We start from the raw sequence: 22,950 nt of genomic DNA, 5'->3' as shown, positions 1-22,950 counted from the left end.
GCCATCCCCACACCGAGATCAGTCTCGGATTCGCCGCCCGCAGGTGACCAGACCATCCTCTGCTCATCTGCTGCTCGGTTCTGCTCACCCCAGTGTTCGCTCCGACCCGACTGCCCGGCAAACGAGTTCGGTGGGGGAGCCGGGCGCAGAGGCTGGTGACTCCACCCGAGAAGGCGGTACCACCACCCTCCGATCCTCGCCCGGACCGAGGTCAGAACCGGGTGACGACCGAGGCGGCTGGGGGCATACCGCGCATTACCTGGTCCCAGAGGAGTTCGCTGACGTACCGGATCCCCAGGGTGAGATGCCTGCGGTAGGTGCTGAACGGCAACTCCACGCGTCGGGCGGCCGCCTCCTGGGTCGGTGCCCCGTCCACGAACGTCGCGGTCAGGGCGCGGTGTGCCTTCACGCTCCTCGGGTCGCCGCCGAGCGTATCCATCGCACGTTCGAGCACGTCCCGAAGGGAACCCCCCGCCTCGGCGAGCACCCCGCTTCGCGACAGGGGGTTGCGAGCCAGGGCATCGGGCCGATGCCAACACCGCAACGCCTCACGGACGGCATCGTCGAACTCGGGCCGCGCCATGGCGGTCCGCTCGTACGCGCAGGCAGCCGACTCCACCGTCGTACGCAGGGATCGGGGCGGACCAATGTGGTCGAGGACGTATTCCAGGGGCTCGGCGCGCCAGTCGTGTGCGAATATCCGAAGGGGGTCTCCCTCGACGGCAACGCCGCTTCCGATCGGGTGGAAAGGACCATGGGCCGTTGTCGATGCCCAGAGGTTGCGATCAGCCGAAGCGACGAACGACCACGCTGCCCCTCGGACGAGCAGCACTTCCGCGGCGATCCTCAACAACATCAGGTCCAGGACGGGTGAGCGACGCCGCACGGGGTCGGACAAGACCATGAATCGCGCGATCCCCGCGGACTCTTCCGGTAGGAGGTTGCCCGCCGCGCGGACGTGTGTCCAAACCGCCGCCGCCACCGGATCCGCGCGCAGTTCGTCCTCGTCCGGATCCCGCAACGTCAACCAGGCGGAAAACCCCTCCATTTCCTCCGTGTCGGATCGTCGATACACCCGAAAAGCCTCGGGTTGACGGGCGAGCCAGTACCGAACGATCGCGGCGGAACGTGCCCCCTCCGCCCGCTCCGTCATCCGTATGAGAGCCGAGTGGTCCTGTTGTCGTAGCTCTGCCTCGCGGATCTCGCCTCGGCTCCGCCACGTCATGAGGTCACCCAGGAAGCCGCCACCCCGGTACAGGTACATGATCGGGGCGACGGCGGCGATCCGGTCCGAGCAACGTGCCTCGACGGCGCGCTTCAGCAGGTGATCGCGGATCCGGCCGTGCGTGGCGGCGTAGCACTGGGGATCGCGCCATCGCAGGTCCGCATCCACCGCGTTGCGTACGACATCGTGCGGGAAAAGGCCCAGGGTCCCCGCCTCCACCGACGGCAGCCGACGGAGCCAGGCGAAGAGGCGCCCCGCGTCCTCCCCCGGCAGCGCCGCTCGCAGCAAGTCCTCCGTCGTGGCACGAGCGTGGCAGCAGACCTCCAACGCCTGCCGATGAGCCGCGGACGGCAGGTCGCCGACCAGGTGCTCCACCAACTTGGCGTACACCTCCTGCGCTGGTGGTTCACCGGTGGACGTGGCGGCCTGGAGGGCGACTTCGGCGGCGAGCGCGAGTGCCAGCGGATGGCCGCCGGCGAACGCGAGCAGCGGTCCGTGCGGGACGCCACGCGACTCCAACAGCGCCGCGGCGTCCTCGGGCGACAGGTCTTCGAGCCGCACCACCCGTACCACCTCGGCCCAGCCCGGGTCGGTCTCCCACACCGGCGCGGGGGCTCTGCGCCCGGCGAAGACGGTCAGCGCCCCGACCGGCAACCGGGGGAGGAAGTGGTCCCGCAGCCAGTCCTCCAGGACCTGACACCGTTCGAAGTCGTCGACCAGCAGTACGGCGTTGTCGTGGGCGAACATTTCCGCCGCCGCGATCTCGAACGCCGCCGGCGACGAGCCGACGCGACCGCTGACTTCGATCACGGTCCGCCCAGCCGCGCGTGCGTCCACGGCGAACTGCCTTAAGAGGGATGATTTGCCCACTCCTGCGAGTCCATGAACCAACAGGACGGCCAACGAGCCGGGTTCACCGTCGAGCGCGCGGCGGAACAGGGCCAGCTCCCGAGCCCTTCCGACGAAGGCACGGTTGCGGGCCGCCTCGAGATGTTGCGCGAGGCTGGGGAACGAGTGTCCGTCGGCGGATGACGTGCACTGCAATGTGGGACTCCCGTGTGGAGAGGGGCCATGCGCGGGCGAGATGCGCCGCAACGCGGCATGGCGCACCCATGGCCCCGGAATGGTCCGGATGTTCGTGGACGCGAAGGGCGATCGTGGTCGGCCGACGCCGACGAGAGCGGCCCACGTCTCGGCGAGCCCCAATGAACCCCTCGCAACTCACGGTACCTCTCATCTTGCAGAGAGTCATCGGCTCGCGATTGCACTCCGGCGCATGCGCCCGGTACACACGTGAGTTCCCGTCTTTGGAACTCCCGGACACGGGGCTGTTTCGGGGAGTGCGGCCGAGGGGCGACAGCTTGCCCAAACCCGGGAACGTCGGGCCCGTCGGCGGCGAAATCGCGCGCGGCGCGACGCCCGGCAGCGCGAACAGCCGATCACCCCGGGGCTATTCGGCGATCCTCGTGGAATAGCTCCACCGGAAGAGCGGCAGGTCCACGCCGTCCAACTCCACGACGCCACCTGTGTATTCGTAGTGCTCGCGGCCGTTGCGGAATTCCACGGACACCTTTTCCGGTATGCCCGGCCCCGTCACCACGAGCACCGCAGGCATCTCGAGAATCCCGCCCGTCAGGGCCACTTGCATCTCGTGGCCCGAACGCACCGGAGTCGCTCCACCGTCCATCTTCCACCTCGTATCACACGTGACGCGCAAGAGGTCGGCTCGGTCGCGGCTACTCCTGGAATGCATCGCCAAACGGCGAGATCGATCGAAAGCCGACTGCCCTGCAAGGAAAACAACAAGGAAGGCAACAGGTACAGGGCGTACGAACGCATCGGGGGCGCACCGGCGACAGGAGAGCGGCAAGATGACGTCCGATCACGTTTTTCGCGCCTGCCTGTGTCGAAAAAGACAGCACAAACGGCGCAAGCACCGGTGTACACGCCGCGTGACACGCACGACCCGGCGGGATCTGCTCGACTGACGGCTCGCACACGGTCGGCATCGCACCCCGGTCGGGTGCGAACCGACCGACTTCCCGTGCACCTACATCCGATCCCTCGGCCGAAAAGCTGACGAGGTTGGCCGGATCGGCGGTGCGGCAAGGGCTCGATGTTCGTGCTGAATGGGTGGTGATCGAAACGACCCGAGAGGCAAGGGGAACCGGAGCGGCATGGGGGATTTCAATGTGCGGACAACCGCGGGCCGGCTTCGCAGGTGCCGGGTCACGGCCGGGGGAGGTGGTCCCGAACGATCGACTCGTATCTGATTGCGGTGTTCGGGTTCGGCGACCACGAACAGATCCGGCGGGCGTGCGGGAAACATCGCGGGTGGTGCCGGACTACTGGTACTGCGCGACCTACGCGCTCGTCGGCTGTGAGCCGGTCACGGTGACCGTCCGTCCGGTAAGGACGTACCTCCACCAAGGGACGGACACGGTTCCCGTGATCGCGTGGTCGTCGAATGGCGCAACACTGGCGAAGGTACCGCGCCTTTCTCCGTGAACCCGGTGGTCAGGGCCGAGACGGTCGTGTACACCGCGTCGTCGGTTCCGGAGCCTGCGATCCGCCCGAACCGGCCCTCGGCCGCGCTGTGCCCCTGACGCCCCGGGACCGGCCCAGGGACTCGCTGACACCCGCTGACACACCGCACCATCGCACGGGAACGAAGGAGAAAACAATGTCGACCTGGACGGCCGTGTCGAACCTCTCCGTGACACTCGAGAGCGGCGACCGGAGTTGCGACATCTACGCGAACGGGCGCAACAGGATCGGCGTGACGATCGTCGTCGAACCGATCGACGAGAACGCGGCGCCCATCCGGGTCGACCCGGAGCATCTGCTCGCGAACCTGTGGCTCGTCGACTACGTCGACGAGTCGAAGCTCGCCTGGAAGGGCTACGGGGAATGGTCCTACACGGACGTCGCGGGCGAGTTCACCGCGATCCCCGGTGCGTCGGGCGAGCATGCCGAGGCTTCGACGCGGGACGACGGGGTCCAGCGCCTCACGCTCTGGGTGTATTGCTCGTTCGGGTCGGAGCCGAAGTCGATCGGCGTGCAAGCCCGGACCGACTCCGGCGACGTCGTCAAGAGTTCCCTGGACGGGACGTACCACGGCAAGGTCACGCTCACCCCGCGCGCACCCGTGAACCACGGGCGACAGGACGTCGAATGGGACTGCTCGCGCACGCCCACCGCCGCCGGCGACACAGCGGGGAATGTGACGACCAAGGCCTGGAACTACTACCTGTGCCTGAAGGCCGACGAGAACGACTTCGTCTCCTTCTCGGCGAGTCGCTGCTTCACCGACGACGGCTACGACGGGTTCTTCGCCTACGACATCACCCCCGACGGCGGGCGCGACAACTTCTACGGCGCGTATGTCTGGTACCGCGAGCCGCACGACTCCGCCAACCACTCCCCGCAGGACCGATACGGCAGGGGGCAGATCGTCAACTTCCCCGCGGTGAACGCGTGGTGCGACCACGCGACGATCTACGACCGGGAGCACCCCGAGCGATACCTGTGCTTCACCTGGGTACACGCCACCACCACCGGCAGCGGGTGGTACATCCCGAACGGGCCGACAACCCTCTTGAAGGCGTACTGGCCGCTGAAGATCGTCGCGAGTGACAAGTACGGCAACACAGGTACGTTCTGGGTGGACGGATCGGACATCACCGGCGGGCTCGACATCTACGACCACGAACCGTGGTAGCGGAGCCGACGGATCGGGCCCGTGCACGCCTACGCGACATGGGCGCCGTGTCGACGATCCCGGACGGCGAGATCGTTTCCTCGGCCCCGCCGGCCGCCCCCGGGAAGGCGCGGCGGGACGGCCCGAGAGGGCACTCGTCGAACGGCTCACCGGCGGGGGAGTCCGCGGCCTGTTCGAGGGACTTCGACAGGCCGCGCCAGAGCCGGAACAGCTCCTTGTCGCACCGCTGTCGGATCAAGGAGTTCACGCGGTCGCCGGCGACGACGAACGCCACGACGTAGTACCCGTCCTCGGTCCTGGTCGAGGGTATGCGCGCCGCGACACTCGCAACCGGGTCGGCCGAAGGGAGCCAATCGACGGCGCCGGGCAACGTGTTCATGTTTATGGTCGGGAACCTACCCCCGCGGCACGTGCCCGAGGAACACCTCCGGCGGGTCCGCGTCCTCCACGGCCGCACGCCCCTCCACCGCACGAAAGGAACCTGAGCGTGTACTCATCCGGCAGGCGGAAGACGACACGCCTGTTCATCGCGCTGTCCCTGTTGACGGCCCTCCTGGTGGGGCCCTTCCCGACGCAACGGGCCCACGCGGACGACGGGTTGACCGACATTCTCGATCACAAGTACGGCCTGTTCGTCCACTACGTGCCCGCCCGCACAGTCACCCCCGGCGGCGTCGTCGTCCACGACTCCAACGCTTTGGCAAACGCCTTCGACGCGAACGGGTTCGCCGACGATCTGGCCGCCACGAAGGTGCAGTACGTCGTCTTCACCGCCTGGCACGCCGGGATGGTGGCCCTGTACCCGAGCCGGACGATGCTTGACTGGGACCTGCCCGACCATCGCGTCGAACGCGACCTCATCGGCGACATGATCACCGCCGTCAAGGCCAAGGGCATCCGGGTCTACCTCTACACCCACCCGCGCGACGGCATGGAATTCACCGCCGCCGACCGGCAGAAGACCGGCTGGGGCACCCAACCCCACCCGCCCGAACAACCCTGGAACCCGGGAACGGACTTCGACCGCCCCCGATGGAACACCTTCGTCGACGACGTCTACCGGGAACTGATGCAACGCTACGGCGCGCGGATCGACGGCCTGTTCATGGACGAGGCAAGCCCCGCGGGCGACAGCCAGACCGTCCTCGACTACCCGCGACTGCGCACCACGATCAAGGCGGTCAATCCGCGCGCCGTGCTCATCCAGAACGACTACGGCAACCTGTACGGCCTGGACAAGGGCATGAAGGAGTACTTCGGCCAGAACGAGTTCGCCCAGCCCGACGGCGACCTGTGGCCCGGCTACGCCAAGCCCGTCACGGCGACCCTGCGCGCGACCGAGACCTCCTGGTGGGCCTCGGAGACCGGCGGCTCGGTGAAGTACCCGCCGCGGAGCATGTTCCGCTACACCGTCCTGCAGGCGGGCACCAACACCGACGGCGGCGGCACGGCCTGGGCGGCCGGCCCCTACGCCGGCGGCGGATGGGAGCCCGGCGTCATGCCGGCACTGCGACAGGTCGGTGCCTGGATCGAACCGATCGCGCGGTCCGTCCTCGGCACCCGGCCCAGCACCTCCTACCCCACACGGGCCGGTACCCGCATCACCGACCTGCCCTGGGGCGTGGCGACCAGGTCACCCGACGACCGCACCGAATACCTCCACGTCCTCAACCCGCCCGCCGGACGAACCCTCGTCCTCCCCCTGCCCCGCGACGGCAAGGTCTTCGCCGCCGCCTCCCTCGTCAAGGACGGCACACCGGTCGCGCTCACCCGCGACGCCAACCGGGTCACGCTCACCATCCCGGGCTCCTGGGACGCCAACGACACGGCCATCGAACTTACCGTCGCCGACCACTCCGGACCCGTCTCCCTCTACCGCTGCTTCAACCCCGCCACCCAGGACCACCTCGTAACCACCGAAGCCGGCTGTGAGGACCCGAGCCGTTACCATCTCGAAGGCCCCCTCGGCTACGTCCACCGCAACCAAGTCGCGGGCACCGTCCCCCTGTACCGCTGCTACAGCCCAGGCACCAACGACCACCTGGTCACCACCGAGGCCGGCTGCGAGGACCCGACCCGCTACATCCTCGAAGGCCCCCTCGGCAACGTCCACCACGACCCGGCCGCGGGCACCGTCCCCCTCTACCGCTGCTTCAACCCCACCACCCGCCAACACCTGGTCACCACCGACTCCCGCTGCGAGGACCCGAGTCGATATTCCCTGGAGGGTGTGCTCGGCCACATCATCAACTGACCCGGGCGGACGCGTCCGGCACGAACACACGGCGGGGAAGGACGGCGCGACGCGGTGTTCGCCATACTCGCAGCCCGGTCGGGCGTCGAACGCGAGTTCGTCCGCCCCCGCACCTTCGTGCGGCAGCAGTCCGCTCGCGGACGCCGCACGACCATCGGCGATGGCGACCTGCGCTGCGGGACTCCATGCCGCAGAGAGCAGCAACCGAGAGTGAAGTCGGTGCACGACCACGTATCGGCCCACCCGGAAGCATGGAGCGATCTCCGAGCGCTTGCCGAAGCATCACGCTCGATGAACACCGGGACGCAACTGAACACCGGATCCGTGCCGCCGGACGACCACCTCGCCCGGCGGGCTCGTGGACAAGGGCACCAAGGGCAAGCAGCAGCGGAAGGGGCATCCCGCAGATCCGGCCGCTGATGCTCCGCGGGATCGGTTCGGTCGGCACGGATCCGATGGCCCACCTGTTCACGGAGCCGCGCGGGGGACGGATCACCACTGCCATGCTGCGTGAGCCACCCACTGGACTGGGACGAGGTCGTCACCGCGCCGGGATAACGAGCACCTGCGCCGACACGGATCGCGGCACACCGGGCTGACCTGGAGGGCCGAGGCGGGAGTTCCGGTGCACGTGCTGCGCAAGCTTGCGGGACACGGTTGGCTCATGACGACCCAGCGATATCTGCATCCGGATGTGCACTTGATCACGAGTGCGGGCGAGGCCCTGAGCGCCCATCTCAGGCCGGTCCCGGGGAGGTTTGGTCCATATCCGGTCCATGGACGCTTCGGCGCCACTCGCCCCAACCCGCTGATGGCCTAAACCTGCAAGAGGCGCCGACCTGGGCCTCTGCCCTGGTCGACGCCTCTTGAACACCGTCGGGACGACAGGATTTGAACCTGCGACCCCTTGACCCCCAGTTGGGCGAGGGGAGCGTTTCCGCAGGTCGGAGGCATTTGCCTGCTCGCTGCGACGTTCGATTTCCATCGTATCGTGACGATTCGCGCAGGGCGTGTGGTCCACGACTGGTCCACAGGGCGGGGTCTCTCTGGCGTCCGTTGGCATACTGGACGCATGGACGCGCGCGTGCGGTACGCGGATGTCCGGCCGTATGTGGTGCCGGACAGCTTCGCGGAGTTGGCCGGTCCGGCCGAGGGTGTCGTCGTGTTGCCCACGTCCCTGGATTGGACCCCGAAGCAGTCGTACGACCTGGCGGACGACGCCGATGTGCGTCTGCTGTACGAGACGGTGCTTCGTGAGGCGATGCATGCCGAGGATCTTCGTCGCCACGTGAACGGGGACCTGCTGGCGCATGTGTGGTCGCGGTTGTGGTTGCCGCTGCGTCTGCGGGTGATGTGGGAGTCGAGGTTCCCGGACCTGGTCCCCGCGGCCGCATAACATTCCGGCCATGGATCCCCTGCACGCCAGGCTCGCCCGCGTCGGTCTCGCCGCCGCGGCCTCGTACGGTTTCGTCCTGGCGGGCGGCTATGCGGTCCAGGCCCACGGCTTCCTCGAACGCGTCTCGGACGACGTCGACCTGTTCACCGACGTCACCGACCCCACGGCGTTCGCCGAGGCGGTGGATCGTGTGGCCATGGCCTACCGGACCGACGGTTTCACGGTCGACGTCGAACTCCTCGGGGACGTGTTCGCCCGCTTCACGGTGATCGACGAGGCAGGCCGCGCGGCGAAAGTCGAGATGGGCTGCGACTGGCGATCCCGCCCACCGGCACACCTCGACATCGGCCCGGTGCTCCACCCCGACGACGCGGTCGCCAACAAGGTCACCACCCTGTTCGGCCGAGCGGCCCCACGCGACTACCTGGACGTCGACGCTGCTCTCGCCTCCGGCCGCTATACCGAGGAACGCCTCCTCGAACTCGCCGAAGAACACGACGCAGGCTTCGACCGCCCCTACTTCGCTCTGGCCCTCCAAGCGGTCGATCGCTGGCCGGATCGCGAATACGCGGTATACGGAGTGAACGAGGAGCAGATCACGACCATGCGTGGGCGGCTCAAGGCGTGGGCCGTTCGTATCAGTGATGCATAGTCGGTACCGGCGCGAGTAGCCGCACTCTTCGTGTGGCTCAGGTGAACAGTGCGAGCTCTTCCTCTTCGGGTGCCTGAGTCGGTCCAGGTTCGTCCGAGAGGAACCAAAGACGATTTGCAGGACGAACTACTCTTTACAGGGTGTGACGTCGCGCCTGCTCGGGCGCGAGGTGGAGGTCGTCGAGGAAGTCGTCCTTGACGGGCTTCGTCATGGTCTCGGGCCGGTAGCGGGGGTGGTACAGGTGGAAGTCGTTCGCGCCGATCCACAACTGGTCGACCGCTGCCATCCAGCGGAGGCAGCCTTCGCGCTCGGCGGCTGACAGCCCCAGGTGGCCGAAGAGGGCGGGCAGGCTTGCCTTGATCTTCCGGTATTCCGCCAAGGCGCCGTACGTAAGGTCGACGACGTGTCGAGTGGCGTCTGCCCGGGGCATGCTGCGCTCTTGTTCAAGGACGAGGACGGCGTTGCTGGGGTCGTTGCGGGTGATGTCTTTGGGGAGCGAGTAGATGTCGTTCATCCAGGCGCACCCGTCGACCGTGCGGGTGCGCAGGGAGTCGAACTCCCATGAGTTGTGGATGACATCGGGCAACTCGTATCCCGTCCCGATCTCCACCAAGTCCAGGGCGCCTCGGGCCCATACGTTGTTGCGTCGTTGGATCATGTACTCGTCGAAGGTCCACACGCGGCGGACGCGCCGCTGGGTAGCTTCGTTCGACATGGCGGTCAGCCAGTCGAGCGTGTTGTTGAACATGCGGTTGCACCACATGGCGGACATGCGCTGTCCGGTGCGCCGGATGAGGTCGACCAGGGCGCTCTCGGCGGGGTGGTTGACGTGTGGGGGGTTCTCGGGATCGCCGTGCACGATGTCGGCAAGGTTCTCGATGACCTCGGCCGCCGTCCGGGGATTGCTGCCGACGGCGCCGTCGAAGAGGTCGTCGAAAATGATGGCCCAGCCCATCCAGTCCGTGCACAGCCGCAAGTCCGCGCCGCGGAGATGCGGCAGGACGACGCCGCAGACCAGCGCGATGTCCCACGATGCGATGCCCTCGATGGCACGCGGGCTGCGCACCATTCCGTGCTCCAGGAGCCAGGCCGCGTGATGCGTCGCGGCTCGGTCCACGTCAGGGCTCACTCGTCGAGTGAACGGAATCCGGAACACGCCAGGCCGCACGGGAGCTGTCCGTTCCAGCAGGATGGGGTTGAGCTGAGGGTCCATGCCGTCCTCCTTGGCCAAGTGGTGAGTGGTGGCATCAATCCCGGCGAAGGTGCCGCCGTCAGCGGCCCTGCCGTAGCCCTGGCGACCCTGTCGACCGTCACACGCTCGTCCTCGCCTCTCGCTCCCCGGGGTCGCCCGGGTTTTCGATCGGCGAGGCCCCCGGGCTCGAGGTCCATCGGGGCGCGAGATCGGCAGTGATCCGGGTTGAACGTTGGCAAACAGCACGGGGCGGGACCACCACTGGGCAGCCCCGCCCGAACCGCTCATCGGATCACCTGCTGACGGCGGACGCCGCCTTCTGCGCGCCCCGGTGCCGACACGGTGGCAAGGGGCTTCACGAGGTGAAGAAGGCTCCCGAAAACTGCTGGGGGTCATCGAAGTTCACCGCGGCTTTCGGCGGCATCTGGTGTGTGGCGCCGTCGTCGGTGAACAACTCGGCATTGAACCTCGTGTTGTTCCGGGCGGAACGGGCGGTGAACGGCTCGCTCAACGACGCGCGGCCTCCTCCGACGCCGGTCGCCGACACGGACACCGTGTCGCCGCCCTGGTCGGGCTCGCTGTAGAGGTCCACAGACCCAAGACCTGTCATGACTCCTCCTTCTCGGCCGCGGCAAAGCCGACGGCGACGCGGACGCTGCGCAGGCGCACGGCTGTCCTTCCGATCGTTCTCCGGCGACCCGACTGTCGACGGGGTTCCGACCGCAGCGCTGCCGAAGGCCTGCGGCGCGCCGGACTGCGGCCGGCGCCGGGGCCGGCGTGCGGACACCGTGATCTCGATGTCGCAGGCATGCGGCGGCCCGGTCGGCGATGGCGACCTGCTCCGCCGGGTCAACCGCGAGACCCCACAGGCCTTCATCGCGACCGGGTCCGCCAAGTACGTGCAGTCGTACGGCTGATACGGCGGCACCCACTCACGGACGTCCTCGTCGGCCTTGGCCCGGTTCGTCACGGCCGACACCGCGATCGGCAGCCGGTCGTCACCCAAGTCGTTCGCGTGCTGCGCGCGTTCCCTCGGCGTCCACGCGCTCGCGCCGCTGTCCCACGCCTCGGCCGACGCGGCTGTCGCCGGTGCGGAGCGCACCACTGCGGACTGCGTTGCCGCGGCGGCAGCAGCGGACCGGCAACGCAGTGGAAGACGCATCCGACTCCTCATCCATACGATTCGTTGGTTCGGGTAGTCGTACAGGCCCGCGCCACTCCGAGTCGAGTCAGGCGCGCGGGCGTTCACCCGCCCGGACGACGAGGTGCCCGCACTTGGGCGACGCAGGCTGCGCCGTCACCCCGACGGGTGGATGTGTGTGAATGGGGGACCCCGGCGCGCCAGTCGACGGGATCGAAGAAGTCCTCTGGTACCCCGGACGGTGCGGTGCATTCGAAGGTACCGGCGGCGGCGCCGGCCGAGCCGAGGAGGGAGAGCATCGGGAGTGCAGTGCCGGTGCCGGTGCCCGCGCGGGTGCGGGCGCGGGCGCGGGCTCACACCAGTTTGTCGCCGGCCGCGTCGAGCGCGGGCGACAGGCTGCGGTATCCCTGCCCGAACTCTTGGGGAGCGGTCCAGGAGCCGCTGAGGCCGTCACCGGGTCGGTGTGTCCACAACACCTTCTGGTGTCCGGCGTAGGAGACGAACAGGCCGCGCCCGGGGGCCCAGGCGACCGCGGGGGCGGTGTGGGTCCTGTCGATGTCCGGGAAGTGAGCATTGCCGAGGGCGGCCAGGTGTAGCGGCGAAGACATCCGGCGGGGCCTCGGCTTGGACTTTTCCCTGGTCGGCGCCTCTTGAACACCGTCGGGACGGCAGGATTTGGATCTGCGACCCCTTGACCCCCGGTGCTCGAACGGGAGTTCCGTGCGTCTTCGCTGATCCAGAATCCCTCAACAGAAGCGCTTCTGTTCAGGAGGCATGAGGGATTTTGGCGCCTTGTGACACCCAGTCTGTGAGGGCTTTGTGAGAGGCGCGCATACCAACGTGACTCGCCTCACCCGCGAGCGCTGGAGCCGACACTGACTCGGTGCGCACGGTGCGCACGGTGCGCACGGTGCGCACGGTGCGCATGCGTGGCCGCGGGGGCTACCCCTGTGATCGTGGGGCTACACCGTGCCGGGCGTGACGTCGCGGGCGAACACCGGACCATCCCCGCGTACGCGGGGCCAACGCTGCGCGACCTGGGTCTCTATCAGTGAGTAACGCGAATCCAAGTCCCTGTGCGCTGCGCGATCGGCCGAACTGGCGACCCACCCGTTACGCCCACCACCACAATGAGCGGCCTCGGGCACAGCGACCAGACCGTTCACATGTCACCCAAGCGGACTTCCCCACCGGCGATAGCCTCGACGAGGCGCCGCTGCGAGCGGATATCCAGGGACTGCTCGGCGGTGAGGCCGTACTGCTGGAGTACGTCGAGTTGGGCCAGGGCAGCGTCGGGATCTCCCAGCCAGGCGATGATTACGGCGCGTTGCGAGCGCAGGCCGATCACCTCGTCGACCAGCGCGTAGTGGTTCGTGAGCGGCAGCAGCGACTCGTCGATCAGCTTGAGTGCCCCGGTGAGGTTACCAACCTCGACGAGATCGTCGGCCGCATCCTGGCCGATGGTGACCATCGATCGCCAGGCAGCCGAAAGACCGTAGAACTTCATGGCGTGCAGTGCTGCGAGGCCGTATCCCTGGGACCGCTGACGGCAAGTCCGCACGTAGAGGCCGAGGCAGTCGGCGAGGTGCTTGCAGTCGTCCTGCCAGGTGTCGCCGACCGCCACCATGGCGCGGAGCTGCGCCGTAGCCATTCCGACGACGTTCTCAACGGTAAGCCCGAGGTGGTGGTAGTAGGCCTCGGCGGCTGACAGAGCCTCCTCTCCGGCCTTCTCGTACCGACCGAGCGCGTAGAGGCCGGTTGCGTAGGTGTACTGGACGATGCGGTCCACCTGCGGGGATGCAGCCAACAGGAGGGCCTCTTGGTGCGCGAGCTGCAGCGCTTGCGAGTCGCCCTTCGAACCGGCCTCCAGGACCAGTCGCAACGCGAGGGTAATTCTTGCCCAGGTGTCCAGCTCGCCGGTCGTGGCCAGCAACCGCATTCGGTCGACGTGGGTCGCAAAATCTTCCGCGTCTCCCTGGTGGTTACTCCAGGTCGCGAGGGCACTGGACGCAAGGAACCGGTGAGCGGTGGTTTGTTCCTCGTCCACCGCGACAGCGGCGAGAATCTCCTGAAGTTCATCCGGTACGCCGACCTCGCGGAAGTGTTCATCGCCGGCGATGTCGACCAGGACATCGACTTGGCCGAGGACAACGAGCAGCCGTAGCCACCGACCGAATCGGCGGATGTCGCGGTCCTCCTCAAACGATTCCAGGAGTCTCGCCGCGAGTGCCTGCCGCACGGAGTCCAACCGGTCCGACGGCAGTGCGTCGGCGTACTCGCCGGCCACGGGGCGGGCGGCATCGTGGAGTTTGACCCTGCCGTTGGCGAAGAACTGCGCAAGGCCGCATGCGACGAGTTCTCGCAGCGCTCGGGCACGAACCGTCGGCGAGGCCGTTCCCGCCGCCGCGCCGAGTGCGTCCGCCTCGGAACGAGTGAGCGGTACTTCGGCCAAGGCCAGGACAGCGGCAGTGGTCCGGGCAGGCTCGCCAAGGCGGGCGAAGGTGTCGCCGATGAGAAGTTCCTGCGCCGTCGGGCTGATGTGCAGCCGCTCTTGTAGGGCTGTGCAGAAAGCACGCGCATCCGAACCGTAGGCGTCCCGGGTGAGCTGGGCGGCGTTGGCGACGAATAGAGGAAGCCCTCCAGTGAGGTCTAGGACGCGCTGGGCGGTGGGATGGTCCACGGGGCATCCGGCCGACGCGAAGACGGCAGCGATCGTGTCCCGGCCCCACCCCCACAGGCTCTCCGCCGGTCGCCCGAGGTGCGCCTCGATCAACCCCTGGTCGCCCCAGGGTTGAGCCAACAGCACGAAGCGGAGGCGGGAGGCGGTGTCCAGCACAGCTCGAATGTCCGCGTAGGCGAGGCGGTGCACGTTGTCCAAGACGACGGTGACGAGCTCTTTGGTCTCCAGCCGCAGGTTGACGGCGCCCAGGATCTCCAGGCCGCTTCCGCCCGGGAGTAGCGCACCAGCGACGGGCCGTTCGGGGGTTGATAGCAGATGTGCAGCCAGTTCACGGGCGAGCGAGGCTGGCACCGAGGCGGCGGGCAGATCGGCGATGTCGAAATAAACGACCGTGCCGAAGCAATGCGCGGCGGCCCGACCCGCCCATGTGCTCTTGCCCGAGCCGGCGAGTCCAACAAGCAGACGGACGCGGTGCTCGCTTTCCGGCTGCGGCTCGTTGCGGTGCGGGAACCACGGGGTGGGCACCACAGGAAAGGTTTGCAACTGTTCGACGAACTGCTCGCAGAGAGTAGGCAGTTCGTCGGCAGAAACCCTATGCCCACTCGCGCCGGTCGCGAGGTGCTGCACGTGCGCGGCCAGTTTTGCCACCAGGGTTTGCGAGGCGAGGGAAGCGAATGGAATGCGATCGGCGGCGGCCACGCACCATCGCATGGCTTCGGCGAGATCGGTCCAGGCGGGCGGCAGGCCGGTCACGGCCCCGGGGCCGGCGGGCCAGTGAATGTGCACATCCTGCGGCCAGTGCGGGTCCGCAGTCTTCGCCGCGAGTCCCGGACCCGGCTCGGCGTTGGTGACGATCACCAAAACGGGCTCTTCGGCGCGGCGTCCGGCGTCATGCTCCGCACGGATCGCCGCGAAGCTCTCCACAGCACCCTTGACGTCTCCCCACTGCAGCGCATGGCCCCTGGTCTTCACCTGCAGGTAAAGACGGCGGGTGGCGAGGAGGAGCTCAATGTCCTCGTCGCGTTCGCTGATTAACGTGCCAGCCCCGGAGTCCGCCATGGTAAGCAGGCAGGCCGTCGCGTAAAGGTGCTGGTAGAGGAAGCCGCGGTGGACCGATTCGATGCGGTTCAGCTGCGCCGGATCAAGGACGGACCCGAGATCGGCCGCCGGCATGCCTATACCATCCCCGACGAACTGCATGGCTCTATCATCCGTCACTCAGTCAGCCTATCCAGACCAGTGTAGGGCCAGCGGCCGATCAACCACACATTGAGCATCGCCGCTGTGCGGGGACCCTGAGGCTCCCCCCGAGACGCGGAAGGCGACATTCCGTGGCCCGATGGGTCACAAGAAGGGAGCCATCGACATGCCCGCTCCGAAGAAGTACCCGGGCGGCCATGCCCGGAGCACGTGAATTCGTTCCGGAGTTCCCTGCACCAATTTGGTGGAGGGGTATACCTCAGCGATCTTCCACGATGAAGCAGGTCCGTTCGTAGAGTTCGTCGAACGTGATGACCTCGACGTCCTGGATGGATCGCCGGTATTGCTCGAACGAGGTGATCTTTTCCGGGTTCGCCGAACCCCGGTCGGCGAGCTCCTCGAGGCTGCCGATCACCAGCACCTGCCGGGGGCGGACGGTGGAGATCTCGATGTCGGTCGGGGCGCCGTCGTCCTCGAAGAGTCTGTGCAGTTCGCCGGCGACCAGTCGTAGGGCCTTGTGAGCGGTCTTCTGCACTTGCGCCACTGCGCCGACGACGTCCTTGGAGACGTGGTAGACGTCCGGTGCCCGGTACGGCGCGGCAGCGAGGAGAGGCGTCGTGTGGGTCTTGATCTCGCAGAGCAGCAGGCTGCTGATGAAGCCCTTGGAGCGCATGACGGCGTCACTGCGCTTTCCCGCGCCGGTGAAGATGTTGGCGCCGGTCGTGATGCGCTCGAGCTTCCCGTCGTCCAATGGTTCACAGGCCACGAGGTTGAGCCCGTACCCGAAGATCCACGGGTTGTCTTCGAAGAGGCTCTGCCAGACCGCCTCCGGCCCCGCGACCCGGTGGCGTTCCCGCTCGAAGTACTCCGGGTCGGTGAGCAGTTGCCGGAACCGTTGGAGCTGCGACTTGCGATTGCTGATCAGCCGGATGTCCTCTTCCGTGAGGGCGCCGCCGACGGCGGTTCTGACGGCTTCGAGAAGCGTCGTACGGTCCTGGCCGGCCAGGAGCCGGGCCAGCTCGGCTTCGTCGCCGACGACCAGCCGCAGGCTGCTCTCGGAGATATCCAGCCCGACGCAGCTCTGGAGGAAGTGGATGACCTTCCAAAAGCTTTCGTGAACATCGCCGATGTCGACGAGTGCCTTGACGATCTGGGGAGCCTCCGTGTCGGGTATCGCTTCCATGGCTGCTGTCCGGAGAGCCTTGGTCTTGTCCTTCTTCCACAGCTTGATCCGGGGCGAAAAGACGCCGTCCTTGTGGATGAGAGTGACATGGCACAGCGTGGCCACCTTGGGCCGGTCGTCGAGGAGAAAGTCGGTGATCAGACGTGCTCTGCGGGTGTCGTAGAAGTAGGGGAGCCCTTGGCCGCGAATCTCCAGATCGGAGAAGTCCTGCACCGTGACGTCGAACTCCGTGTTCGGGAGACCGACGCCGAAGCGCAGTACGACGGGGAGGTCGAGCTCGGCCGCTTGGCGCCTCCAGTCCGGTGGGACGGCCGGCGGCGGCGTGACGTCGCCTTCGACCACGAGGGCTCGCACGTCCTCGCGCCGGAGTCGGGCGAGTACAGTTCGCAGCCGTTGCCAGACGGCGCTGATGACCGTCTGCGTGAACGCGGGCAGCAGTGCAGGAGGCACGGTGAGGACGGCCTCGTACGTGGCCGCAGTCCAGTTGTCATCGGGCATGGGGTGGAAGGCGCCGCCGTCACGGCGCAGCGTCAGGACGGACGAGCGGAGCAGGTCACGAGCCACGTCCTCACCTTCGCGGTCGAGGACGCTGTGGGTCTGCCCGAGAACGAGGTCGAGCTTGCCGGTGTCGTCGTCATCGAGCGGCAGTGACATCAGAGGGCCCGTGGCCTCTGTGGTGGCCGGTGTGTAGATCGGCCTGCCCGAGAGGAACTCGAAGACGCGGAGCGCCCAGCCGTCGGGTCCAAGGAGATGGTTTAACTTCTGGACGTGGTGGGAGGTGTGGTCGACGTCGGGCTGGATCTCCGGGTGTACGAACCGCGCCAGGAAGGCGAGAAGCACCGCGTCGGAGCCGTCGAAAAGCCGGAAGTGCGGATACCCGAAGACCCAGTTGTCGGACCAGTCCGCCGGGTTGTCGATCCGATGCTTGACGATGTCCTCATGTGCCGTTGCGAACCGGCGGTCCGTAGACGGCAACCGGTCTAACTCGTAAGGATCCCAGGAAGTCGATCTCCTCGAGCCGCCCCCACCACGGGCCGCCCTCACCGCTCAGGTAGTTGAAGATGTCGCGTCGCGTGAGTGCCGTGATCCTCTGCGCGCTGTGCGGTGCCGCGGAGGCGGCGGACTGCGTCATGCCCCCAGGATGGACGTCCGTCGACTCGCCCGGCGGGCGATTCAACATCTTGGTCTCCGACTTCAGGAGGTGATGTTTCCGGGCTACTCCCGGGGGCGAAACGCTCGGTGGCTCCTTGCCCACTGGACGCCGCCACTCCGCCGCGGTGAGCAGCCTTTCCTGGTCCGCGGTGAGCGGGACGCCGTCGTCGACCCGAATCTCGGCGACCACGAAGTCGTTGAGCCGCGTGAGGGTGACGGACGGACCCGCCTCGGGGCGCCGATGCGGACGTGCGCGAAGCCAAGGACCGCAGAACGAGGACGCTCAATCGTCCGGTTGTGTGGTGTTGATTGCAGCGACCCGGTTGTACGCACGTGCCAAGCCCCGGGGTTGCAGCGGCATGCCCGGCGGCGCATATCGGGGCGCGCCGTCGGGGCCGCGTGCTTTCCGCATACAGAGACCCACAGCGCTTCCGTCGCCGCCGACTTGGGCGCGGCGTTCCTGCCGGACGTGGTCTGGTTGCAACTTGCCGAGTCCTCACGCCCGTCCGCGACTTCGTGAACTGGCTTTCGGGCCCCTGACCAGCCGATTTTCCCTTGTCTTCACGGTAGGCGACGTGTCGATGAAAGCTCTGAATTCCCGAAGTTCGTTCGCCCCTGCCGTGTTGTTGACGACCCCGGTGAACACGCGGCCGGACGGGCTCGGCGATGCGTCGGCGTGGGACGGTGGCCGGACCCCCGCCGGATCCTCGAGCCGGTGCGGTGGCCGCTTCAGCCTCATCCCGTACCGGCGTTGGCCTCGGCGTTCCAGGACCGTACGCCGTTGTGCGGGCGAATCGACCGGGCCCGGGCCGAGCACGCGAGCGTGGTGCTGTCCGGCGGCGGCGGCACGGGCAAGTCCCAACTCGCCGCCGCCTACGCCCACCGGGCCCTCGCCGACGGCGTCGAGCTGGTCCTGTGGGTCGACGCCGCCGATACCGAACAGGTGATCACCACCTACGCGAGCACCGCCCGCCTGGTCGCCGCCCCGGGCGCCGCGGGCTCGGACATAGAGGAGGACGCCCGCGCGTTCGTGAACTGGCTGGCCACGACGCCTCGTTCCTGGCTCGTGGTCCTCGACGACATCACCGACCCTTGAGCGCTCGAACCCTGGTGGCCACCGACCCCGTCGCCGCCGGGCCACGGGTAGGTTCTGGACACCACCCGCCGCGGGGCGCTGCTCTCCGGCGGCGGCCGTGTCGTGATCGACGTCGACACCTACACCGAGGCCGAGACCGAGGCGTACCTGCGCGAACGCCTTACCCACGCCGACTGTGCCCACCTGCTTGACCAGGACACGCCGCTCCTGGCCCACGCGTTGGGCCTGCTGCCACTGGCTCTCGCCCACACCGCGGCATACATGATCAACGAGGACACCACCTGCGCCCGGTACCTGCGCCTGTTCACCGCTGACACCGCCCGCTTGGATGCACTGCTACCGCGGGAAGACACCGAACGGTACGGCCGCCCCGTGGCCGCCGCCCTCCTGGTGTCCCTGGACGCCGCCCAACGCGCCGAACCCGCCGGACTCGCCGCCCCTGCCCTTGCCTTGGCCGCGTTCCTCGATCCCGCCGGGCACCCCCGCGCACTCTGGAGCCACCCGAGCGTCCTCGGCCACCTCGGCGCTCACCGCGCCTCCGACATCGGGGTCGACGCCGAAACTGTCCACGCCGTCCTGCGACTACTGCACCGCTACGGCCTGATCACCGCCGACTCCCGCAACGACCTCCGCGCCGTACGCATCCACGCCCTCACCGCCCGCGCCGCCCGTGAAACAACCTCCGACACCGAAGCCTCCACCGCCGTGCGTGCGATTGCCGACGCACTTCTCGGACTGTGGCCCGCCGAGGACCACACCGACCTGGACCTGGTCGCCGCCCTGCGCGCCAACACCGAGGCCCTGACCGCATACGCCGGCGACCACCTGTGGAACCCCGGGCCCACACGGTCCTGTACCGAATCGGACGAAGCCTCTTCGACGCGGGACTCCACGGTGCCTCGATTTCCCACTGGCGGCGTATGACAGCCGACAGCGAGCGGTTGCTGGGCGCGGAACATCCCGACACGCTGTCTACCCAGGGGAGCCTGGCAGTCTCGTACGAGCGGGTGGGGCGGATCGGCGAGGCGATCGCCCTGGAGAAGCGGGTGCTGGCCGACTGCGAACGGCTGCTGGGCGCCGAACACCCCCACACGTTGAGGTCCAAGGCGAACCTGGCCGTCTCGTACGGGCAGGTGGGGCGGATCGGCGAGGCGATTGCCCTGTTGGAGCGGGTGCTGGCCGACCGCGAACGACTGCTGGGCGTAGAACACCCCGAGACGCTGATGTCCCGGGCGCACCTGGCCGCCTCGTACATGCAGGCGGAGCGGACCGGCGAAGCCGTCGTTCTACTGAAGCAGGTGCTCGCCGACAGCGAGCGGGTGCTCGGCGCCGAGCACCCCGACACGCTGGCGCGGATGGCTGCGTTACGTAGATGGAAGAGTCCCTGACTCACGGCCTGGGCCCCCTCCGGCCCGTGACACGCACGTCGCTCAGCCGCGAGCCCTGGAGCGCACGGGACTCCCCGGCCGACCAAATTGGTCACACGGCGCTACATGTCTTGCTGCGGCACATTCGGGGGAACAGGGCCGGCACCCGGACCACCGACGTTGCCGGCGGACCCGCCCGTCAGGAGTGACCGCGTACGAGCGTGACGGCCTTGTTCAATCGTGCGAATCAGGCGGGGGCCTGGTTGTCGTCGATCCATCGACGCACCACCCCTGCTTCGTCCGCGCGCCCGAGAGCATCGAGCAATACCGCCTGCCAATTCCGCATCGCAAGTAACAACGGCAGGACGGACGGCTGAACGGCCGTGTACCTGCCAAAGATCTCGACGGCCTCCTTCACCGCGGCCAGTGCCTCGGCCGACCGCACTACCTCCGCGAGATGACCTCCGAGGCCGGACAACGAACGGGCCAGGTCGGGCTCGTACGCACCGGGGTTGTCGGCCGACAACCGCCGCCGGATCTCGGCGGATCGTTCGGTCGCGGTCAGGGCCTCGGCCCGCCGCCATGCCTCCGACAGATGGCCGCCGAGGTTTGGACAGCGAGGCGGCGACCCGCGTTTGCCGAGTAGTTGTGGTCAGGGTGGTGGGGTGCGGGCGAGCCATTCCTGGAGTTCGCGGTGGCGGAACTGGTAGGCGGTTCCGGCGACGCGGAGGAGTCCGGCTTCGGTGGCCCAGTTCAGGAACCGTCCCAGGCGCCAGGGCAATCGGTGAGGTCCTCGGCGCACGCACATCAGGAAAACGATGCCCCGCGAGCCCGCGATGCCGACCATGAGTGCGTATGCGAAGCCGACCATGAGCCCGAACCCGGGTTCGGAGAGGAGCGCGCAAATGAGCCCGAGGGAGAGACCGCCTACAAGGCCCAGGACGAGCGTCACCACCAAGTTGGCGCGGGGAAGGTCCCGTGGATCGACGAGTCTCGTCGCATTGTCCTCAGACCCGTTTGCCGCAGCCCTGAGCCACCCGAGCAGTGCGATCGCGAGTCCGGCCGCGAGCCCGAAGAGGAATCCGAGTTCGAGGCCCACCAGGGAGCCGAGAGCGAGCGCGACCACGAGGCTGAGTGCTGCTCGGCGTCGGCGTTTGGTTGTTCGGAGACCTTCCAGGTCAAACCACGCGGGAGCGGCCCAGACCTTCCACCAGGCGTGGATTGCCCCGAGTGCGCTCATGAGGACGAAGGCGACCGTGGCGACGATCCGACCCGCCGGCGTGGATCCGGCGCCGGGGATCCACAAGCCGATGATTGCTGCCGTGCCGAACGCGCCGGTGAGGAGTGCGTGTGCGGCGCGGACGCGGCGGTCTCCGGCGAGTGGCCACAGTTCGTGGGGAACCAGATCGGTGCCGGACAAGGTTCGTCCGTGAAGAGTCCGTGGGTTGTTCGTGTTGTCCTCGAGGTAGCGGGCGAGAACCCTGAGCCAGGCGTGGACGTGGTGAGGGTCGGGGCCACCCGGAGGTCGGGGGTTGGCGGTGGCGGTGGTCTGGAGGAACAGGTGGATGAGGTGGTTGCGCAGGGCGGGTTCGGTGTCGAGGGCGGGGGAGAGCAGGAGCCGTGGAGGATATAGGAGGGCCCCGTGCTCGTTGCGCTGCTCGTGGACGGTAACGGCCATCGTCAGCCTCCAGGGGGTGGACAGCACTCTGGCGAGCGGCCCGGAGGGGTTGAGGTCGAGTGCGTCCAGGACGTCGTGCCACGGATGGGGGTCGTCGTGCGCCGCTCTGGACAAGATGAACGCGCGGGCGCGGGCGGTGCCGAGCGGGGCGATCTCGACGCGGGCGGTGTCTCGTGCACGCGCACCCAGCGCATCGTAGATTGCGCTACGGCTGGTGAGGATCAGGCTCGCTCTCTTGGTTCCGTGCTGGTAGGCGTTGAGTTCCTCCAACGCTCGTTTCGCCCGTGGAGTTTGTGGGGCGGGGGCGCCAGAGGCGAGGTTTGGCGGGTCGGTGGGATCCATCTCGTCCAGGCCGTCCAGGACAGGCAGGATCATTCCCCCGTCGACCAGTGCCCGGAGGGCGGTGACAGGAAGATTGATCGTGTCCACCAGGTGCGCCCGGATCCAGGCCCGCACCGCGTCCCCCGTTCCGGTGCCTGCGGATGTGGCGGGGTCTGTGGATAGAGCCGTCCAGGACGTGAGGGAAATCCGCACCGGTACCGGGTCGTCGGGCCCGCGAACCTCCAAGAGCGCCAAGAGCAGTTCGATGGCCAGGACTGTCTTGCCCGACCCTGCTTTGCCGGTGATGACAAGGCGGCCAGGGCGAAGTGCGCGGTAGTAGTCGACGACTCGGCTCAGTTGCCCGTCGGGGTCGGCGCCGGTTGCGTTGTGAGCCGGGGCGGGGCGCAGGATGAACCGCACATCGATCGCCGTTGCATCACCCAGCAAGCGAGCGCGTTCTCGGGTCTCGGCCTCCAAGATCTGATCGGCCAGTCGCTTGGCCATTTGGCTTGTGTCGGTTTCCTGGTGTCGTAGCGCGGCCCTGGCCGGCCATCCCGACCACACCGCCACGATCAGCCCGGCGGAGGTGAGCAACATGCCGACCAGGTCGACACGGCCTTGCTTCAGCTCCCAGGCGGCCGACACGGCGGTGCCCACCACGCACGCAATAAGCCAGGCCCGACTTCGTTTGT

At 67.9% G+C, this 22,950-nt stretch carries 18 protein-coding genes; 8 read left to right on the top strand and 10 right to left on the bottom strand.

The genetic code is table 11. The annotated features are described in order from the left end of the window. Positions 1–211 precede the first annotated feature (211 nt). Both ACFXKZ_RS07740 and ACFXKZ_RS07735 read right to left on the bottom strand, forming a co-directional pair. Positions 212–2,062 (bottom strand): ATP-binding protein, encoded by a 1,851-nt coding sequence (locus ACFXKZ_RS07740; protein WP_379997576.1) that lies wholly within the window; start codon positions 2,060–2,062, stop codon positions 212–214. A 613-nt stretch (positions 2,063–2,675) separates the two neighbouring features. After that, positions 2,676–2,873, bottom strand: coding sequence for a DUF5988 family protein (locus ACFXKZ_RS07735; RefSeq protein ID WP_379998667.1), 198 nt, complete (start codon positions 2,871–2,873; stop codon positions 2,676–2,678). 1,035 nt (positions 2,874–3,908) lie between these two features. Here ACFXKZ_RS07735 and ACFXKZ_RS07730 point away from each other — a divergent pair. The 5 genes from ACFXKZ_RS07730 (at position 3,909) to ACFXKZ_RS07710 (ending at position 9,248) form a co-directional block, all read left to right on the top strand. Then, on the top strand, positions 3,909–4,946 hold the full coding sequence (locus ACFXKZ_RS07730) for a hypothetical protein (RefSeq protein ID WP_379997574.1): 1,038 nt from the start codon (positions 3,909–3,911) through the stop codon (positions 4,944–4,946). A gap of 487 nt (positions 4,947–5,433) precedes the next feature. Then, positions 5,434–7,200 carry an alpha-L-fucosidase gene (locus ACFXKZ_RS07725; RefSeq protein ID WP_379997572.1) on the top strand — a complete coding sequence of 589 codons (1,767 nt, stop codon included), beginning with the start codon at positions 5,434–5,436 and terminating at the stop codon, positions 7,198–7,200. 565 nt (positions 7,201–7,765) lie between these two features. After that, complete coding sequence (locus ACFXKZ_RS07720; protein WP_379998665.1) at positions 7,766–8,020, top strand: tyrosine-type recombinase/integrase; 255 nt, start codon at positions 7,766–7,768, stop codon at positions 8,018–8,020. A gap of 252 nt (positions 8,021–8,272) precedes the next feature. Beyond that, entirely contained in the window at positions 8,273–8,596 is a 324-nt protein-coding gene (locus ACFXKZ_RS07715) for a hypothetical protein (RefSeq protein WP_379997570.1), read from the top strand. Positions 8,597–8,606: 10 nt separating this feature from the next. Then, on the top strand, positions 8,607–9,248 hold the full coding sequence (locus tag ACFXKZ_RS07710; RefSeq protein WP_379997569.1) for a nucleotidyl transferase AbiEii/AbiGii toxin family protein: 642 nt from the start codon (positions 8,607–8,609) through the stop codon (positions 9,246–9,248). 133 nt (positions 9,249–9,381) lie between these two features. On the opposite strand, the gene ACFXKZ_RS07705 is transcribed toward ACFXKZ_RS07710, so the two are convergent. The 6 genes from ACFXKZ_RS07705 to ACFXKZ_RS07680 form a co-directional block, all read right to left on the bottom strand. Continuing rightward, on the bottom strand, positions 9,382–10,479 hold the full coding sequence (locus ACFXKZ_RS07705; RefSeq protein ID WP_379997567.1) for a hypothetical protein: 1,098 nt from the start codon (positions 10,477–10,479) through the stop codon (positions 9,382–9,384). Between the two features lie 316 nt (positions 10,480–10,795). Then, positions 10,796–11,050 carry a hypothetical protein gene (locus ACFXKZ_RS07700; RefSeq protein ID WP_379997565.1) on the bottom strand — a complete coding sequence of 85 codons (255 nt, stop codon included), beginning with the start codon at positions 11,048–11,050 and terminating at the stop codon, positions 10,796–10,798. Positions 11,051–11,934: 884 nt separating this feature from the next. Continuing rightward, positions 11,935–12,189 carry a hypothetical protein gene (locus ACFXKZ_RS07695; protein WP_379997563.1) on the bottom strand — a complete coding sequence of 85 codons (255 nt, stop codon included), beginning with the start codon at positions 12,187–12,189 and terminating at the stop codon, positions 11,935–11,937. A 554-nt stretch (positions 12,190–12,743) separates the two neighbouring features. Next, positions 12,744–15,461 carry a hypothetical protein gene (locus ACFXKZ_RS07690; RefSeq protein ID WP_379997561.1) on the bottom strand — a complete coding sequence of 906 codons (2,718 nt, stop codon included), beginning with the start codon at positions 15,459–15,461 and terminating at the stop codon, positions 12,744–12,746. Positions 15,462–15,720: 259 nt separating this feature from the next. Next, the gene (locus ACFXKZ_RS07685) at positions 15,721–17,619 is read right to left on the bottom strand and encodes a Shedu anti-phage system protein SduA domain-containing protein (RefSeq protein WP_379997559.1); all 1,899 of its coding nucleotides are present in this window, start codon (positions 17,617–17,619) and stop codon (positions 15,721–15,723) included. Then, a complete protein-coding gene (locus ACFXKZ_RS07680) occupies positions 17,582–17,776 on the bottom strand; it encodes a hypothetical protein (RefSeq protein WP_379997557.1) in 195 nt (64 codons plus the stop codon). Before ACFXKZ_RS07680 ends, ACFXKZ_RS07685 begins: the two co-directional genes overlap by 38 nt. A 735-nt stretch (positions 17,777–18,511) precedes the next feature. Here ACFXKZ_RS07680 and ACFXKZ_RS07675 point away from each other — a divergent pair. From ACFXKZ_RS07675 to ACFXKZ_RS07665, 3 genes are all read left to right on the top strand, one after another. After that, positions 18,512–18,892 (top strand): hypothetical protein, encoded by a 381-nt coding sequence (locus tag ACFXKZ_RS07675; protein WP_379997555.1) that lies wholly within the window; start codon positions 18,512–18,514, stop codon positions 18,890–18,892. 102 nt (positions 18,893–18,994) lie between these two features. Further along, positions 18,995–19,816, top strand: a complete 822-nt coding sequence (locus tag ACFXKZ_RS07670) for a hypothetical protein (protein WP_379997553.1) — start codon at positions 18,995–18,997, stop codon at positions 19,814–19,816. After that, a complete protein-coding gene (locus tag ACFXKZ_RS07665; protein ID WP_379997551.1) occupies positions 19,720–20,280 on the top strand; it encodes a tetratricopeptide repeat protein in 561 nt (186 codons plus the stop codon). The genes ACFXKZ_RS07670 and ACFXKZ_RS07665 overlap by 97 nt, the downstream gene beginning before the upstream one ends. A gap of 226 nt (positions 20,281–20,506) precedes the next feature. Here ACFXKZ_RS07665 and ACFXKZ_RS07660 read toward each other — a convergent pair whose 3' ends face one another. Together ACFXKZ_RS07660 and ACFXKZ_RS07655 are read right to left on the bottom strand one after the other, a co-directional pair. Continuing rightward, a complete protein-coding gene (locus ACFXKZ_RS07660) occupies positions 20,507–20,785 on the bottom strand; it encodes a hypothetical protein (RefSeq protein ID WP_379997549.1) in 279 nt (92 codons plus the stop codon). Positions 20,786–20,911: 126 nt separating this feature from the next. Continuing rightward, positions 20,912–22,918 carry an NACHT domain-containing protein gene (locus tag ACFXKZ_RS07655; protein ID WP_379997548.1) on the bottom strand — a complete coding sequence of 669 codons (2,007 nt, stop codon included), beginning with the start codon at positions 22,916–22,918 and terminating at the stop codon, positions 20,912–20,914. Positions 22,919–22,950 lie beyond the last annotated feature (32 nt).

This window comes from Embleya sp. NPDC059237, from assembly GCF_042754105.1.
Lineage (GTDB): Bacteria > Actinomycetota > Actinomycetes > Streptomycetales > Streptomycetaceae > Embleya.
This window is presented reverse-complemented; position numbering and strand designations above follow the sequence as displayed.

Bases quoted from the DNA above. Each gene is read 5' to 3' on its own strand.
- ACFXKZ_RS07735 (WP_379998667.1), bottom strand. From the start codon at position 2,873: ATGCAAGTGGCCCTGACGGGCGGGATTCTCGAGATGCCTGCGGTGCTC.
- ACFXKZ_RS07730 (WP_379997574.1), top strand. From the start codon at position 3,909: ATGTCGACCTGGACGGCCGTGTCGAACCTCTCCGTGACACTCGAGAGC.
- ACFXKZ_RS07715 (WP_379997570.1), top strand. From the start codon at position 8,273: ATGGACGCGCGCGTGCGGTACGCGGATGTCCGGCCGTATGTGGTGCCG.
- ACFXKZ_RS07710 (WP_379997569.1), top strand. From the start codon at position 8,607: ATGGATCCCCTGCACGCCAGGCTCGCCCGCGTCGGTCTCGCCGCCGCG.
- ACFXKZ_RS07700 (WP_379997565.1), bottom strand. From the start codon at position 11,050: ATGACAGGTCTTGGGTCTGTGGACCTCTACAGCGAGCCCGACCAGGGC.
- ACFXKZ_RS07695 (WP_379997563.1), bottom strand. From the start codon at position 12,189: ATGTCTTCGCCGCTACACCTGGCCGCCCTCGGCAATGCTCACTTCCCG.
- ACFXKZ_RS07690 (WP_379997561.1), bottom strand. From the start codon at position 15,461: ATGCAGTTCGTCGGGGATGGTATAGGCATGCCGGCGGCCGATCTCGGG.
- ACFXKZ_RS07680 (WP_379997557.1), bottom strand. From the start codon at position 17,776: ATGACGCAGTCCGCCGCCTCCGCGGCACCGCACAGCGCGCAGAGGATC.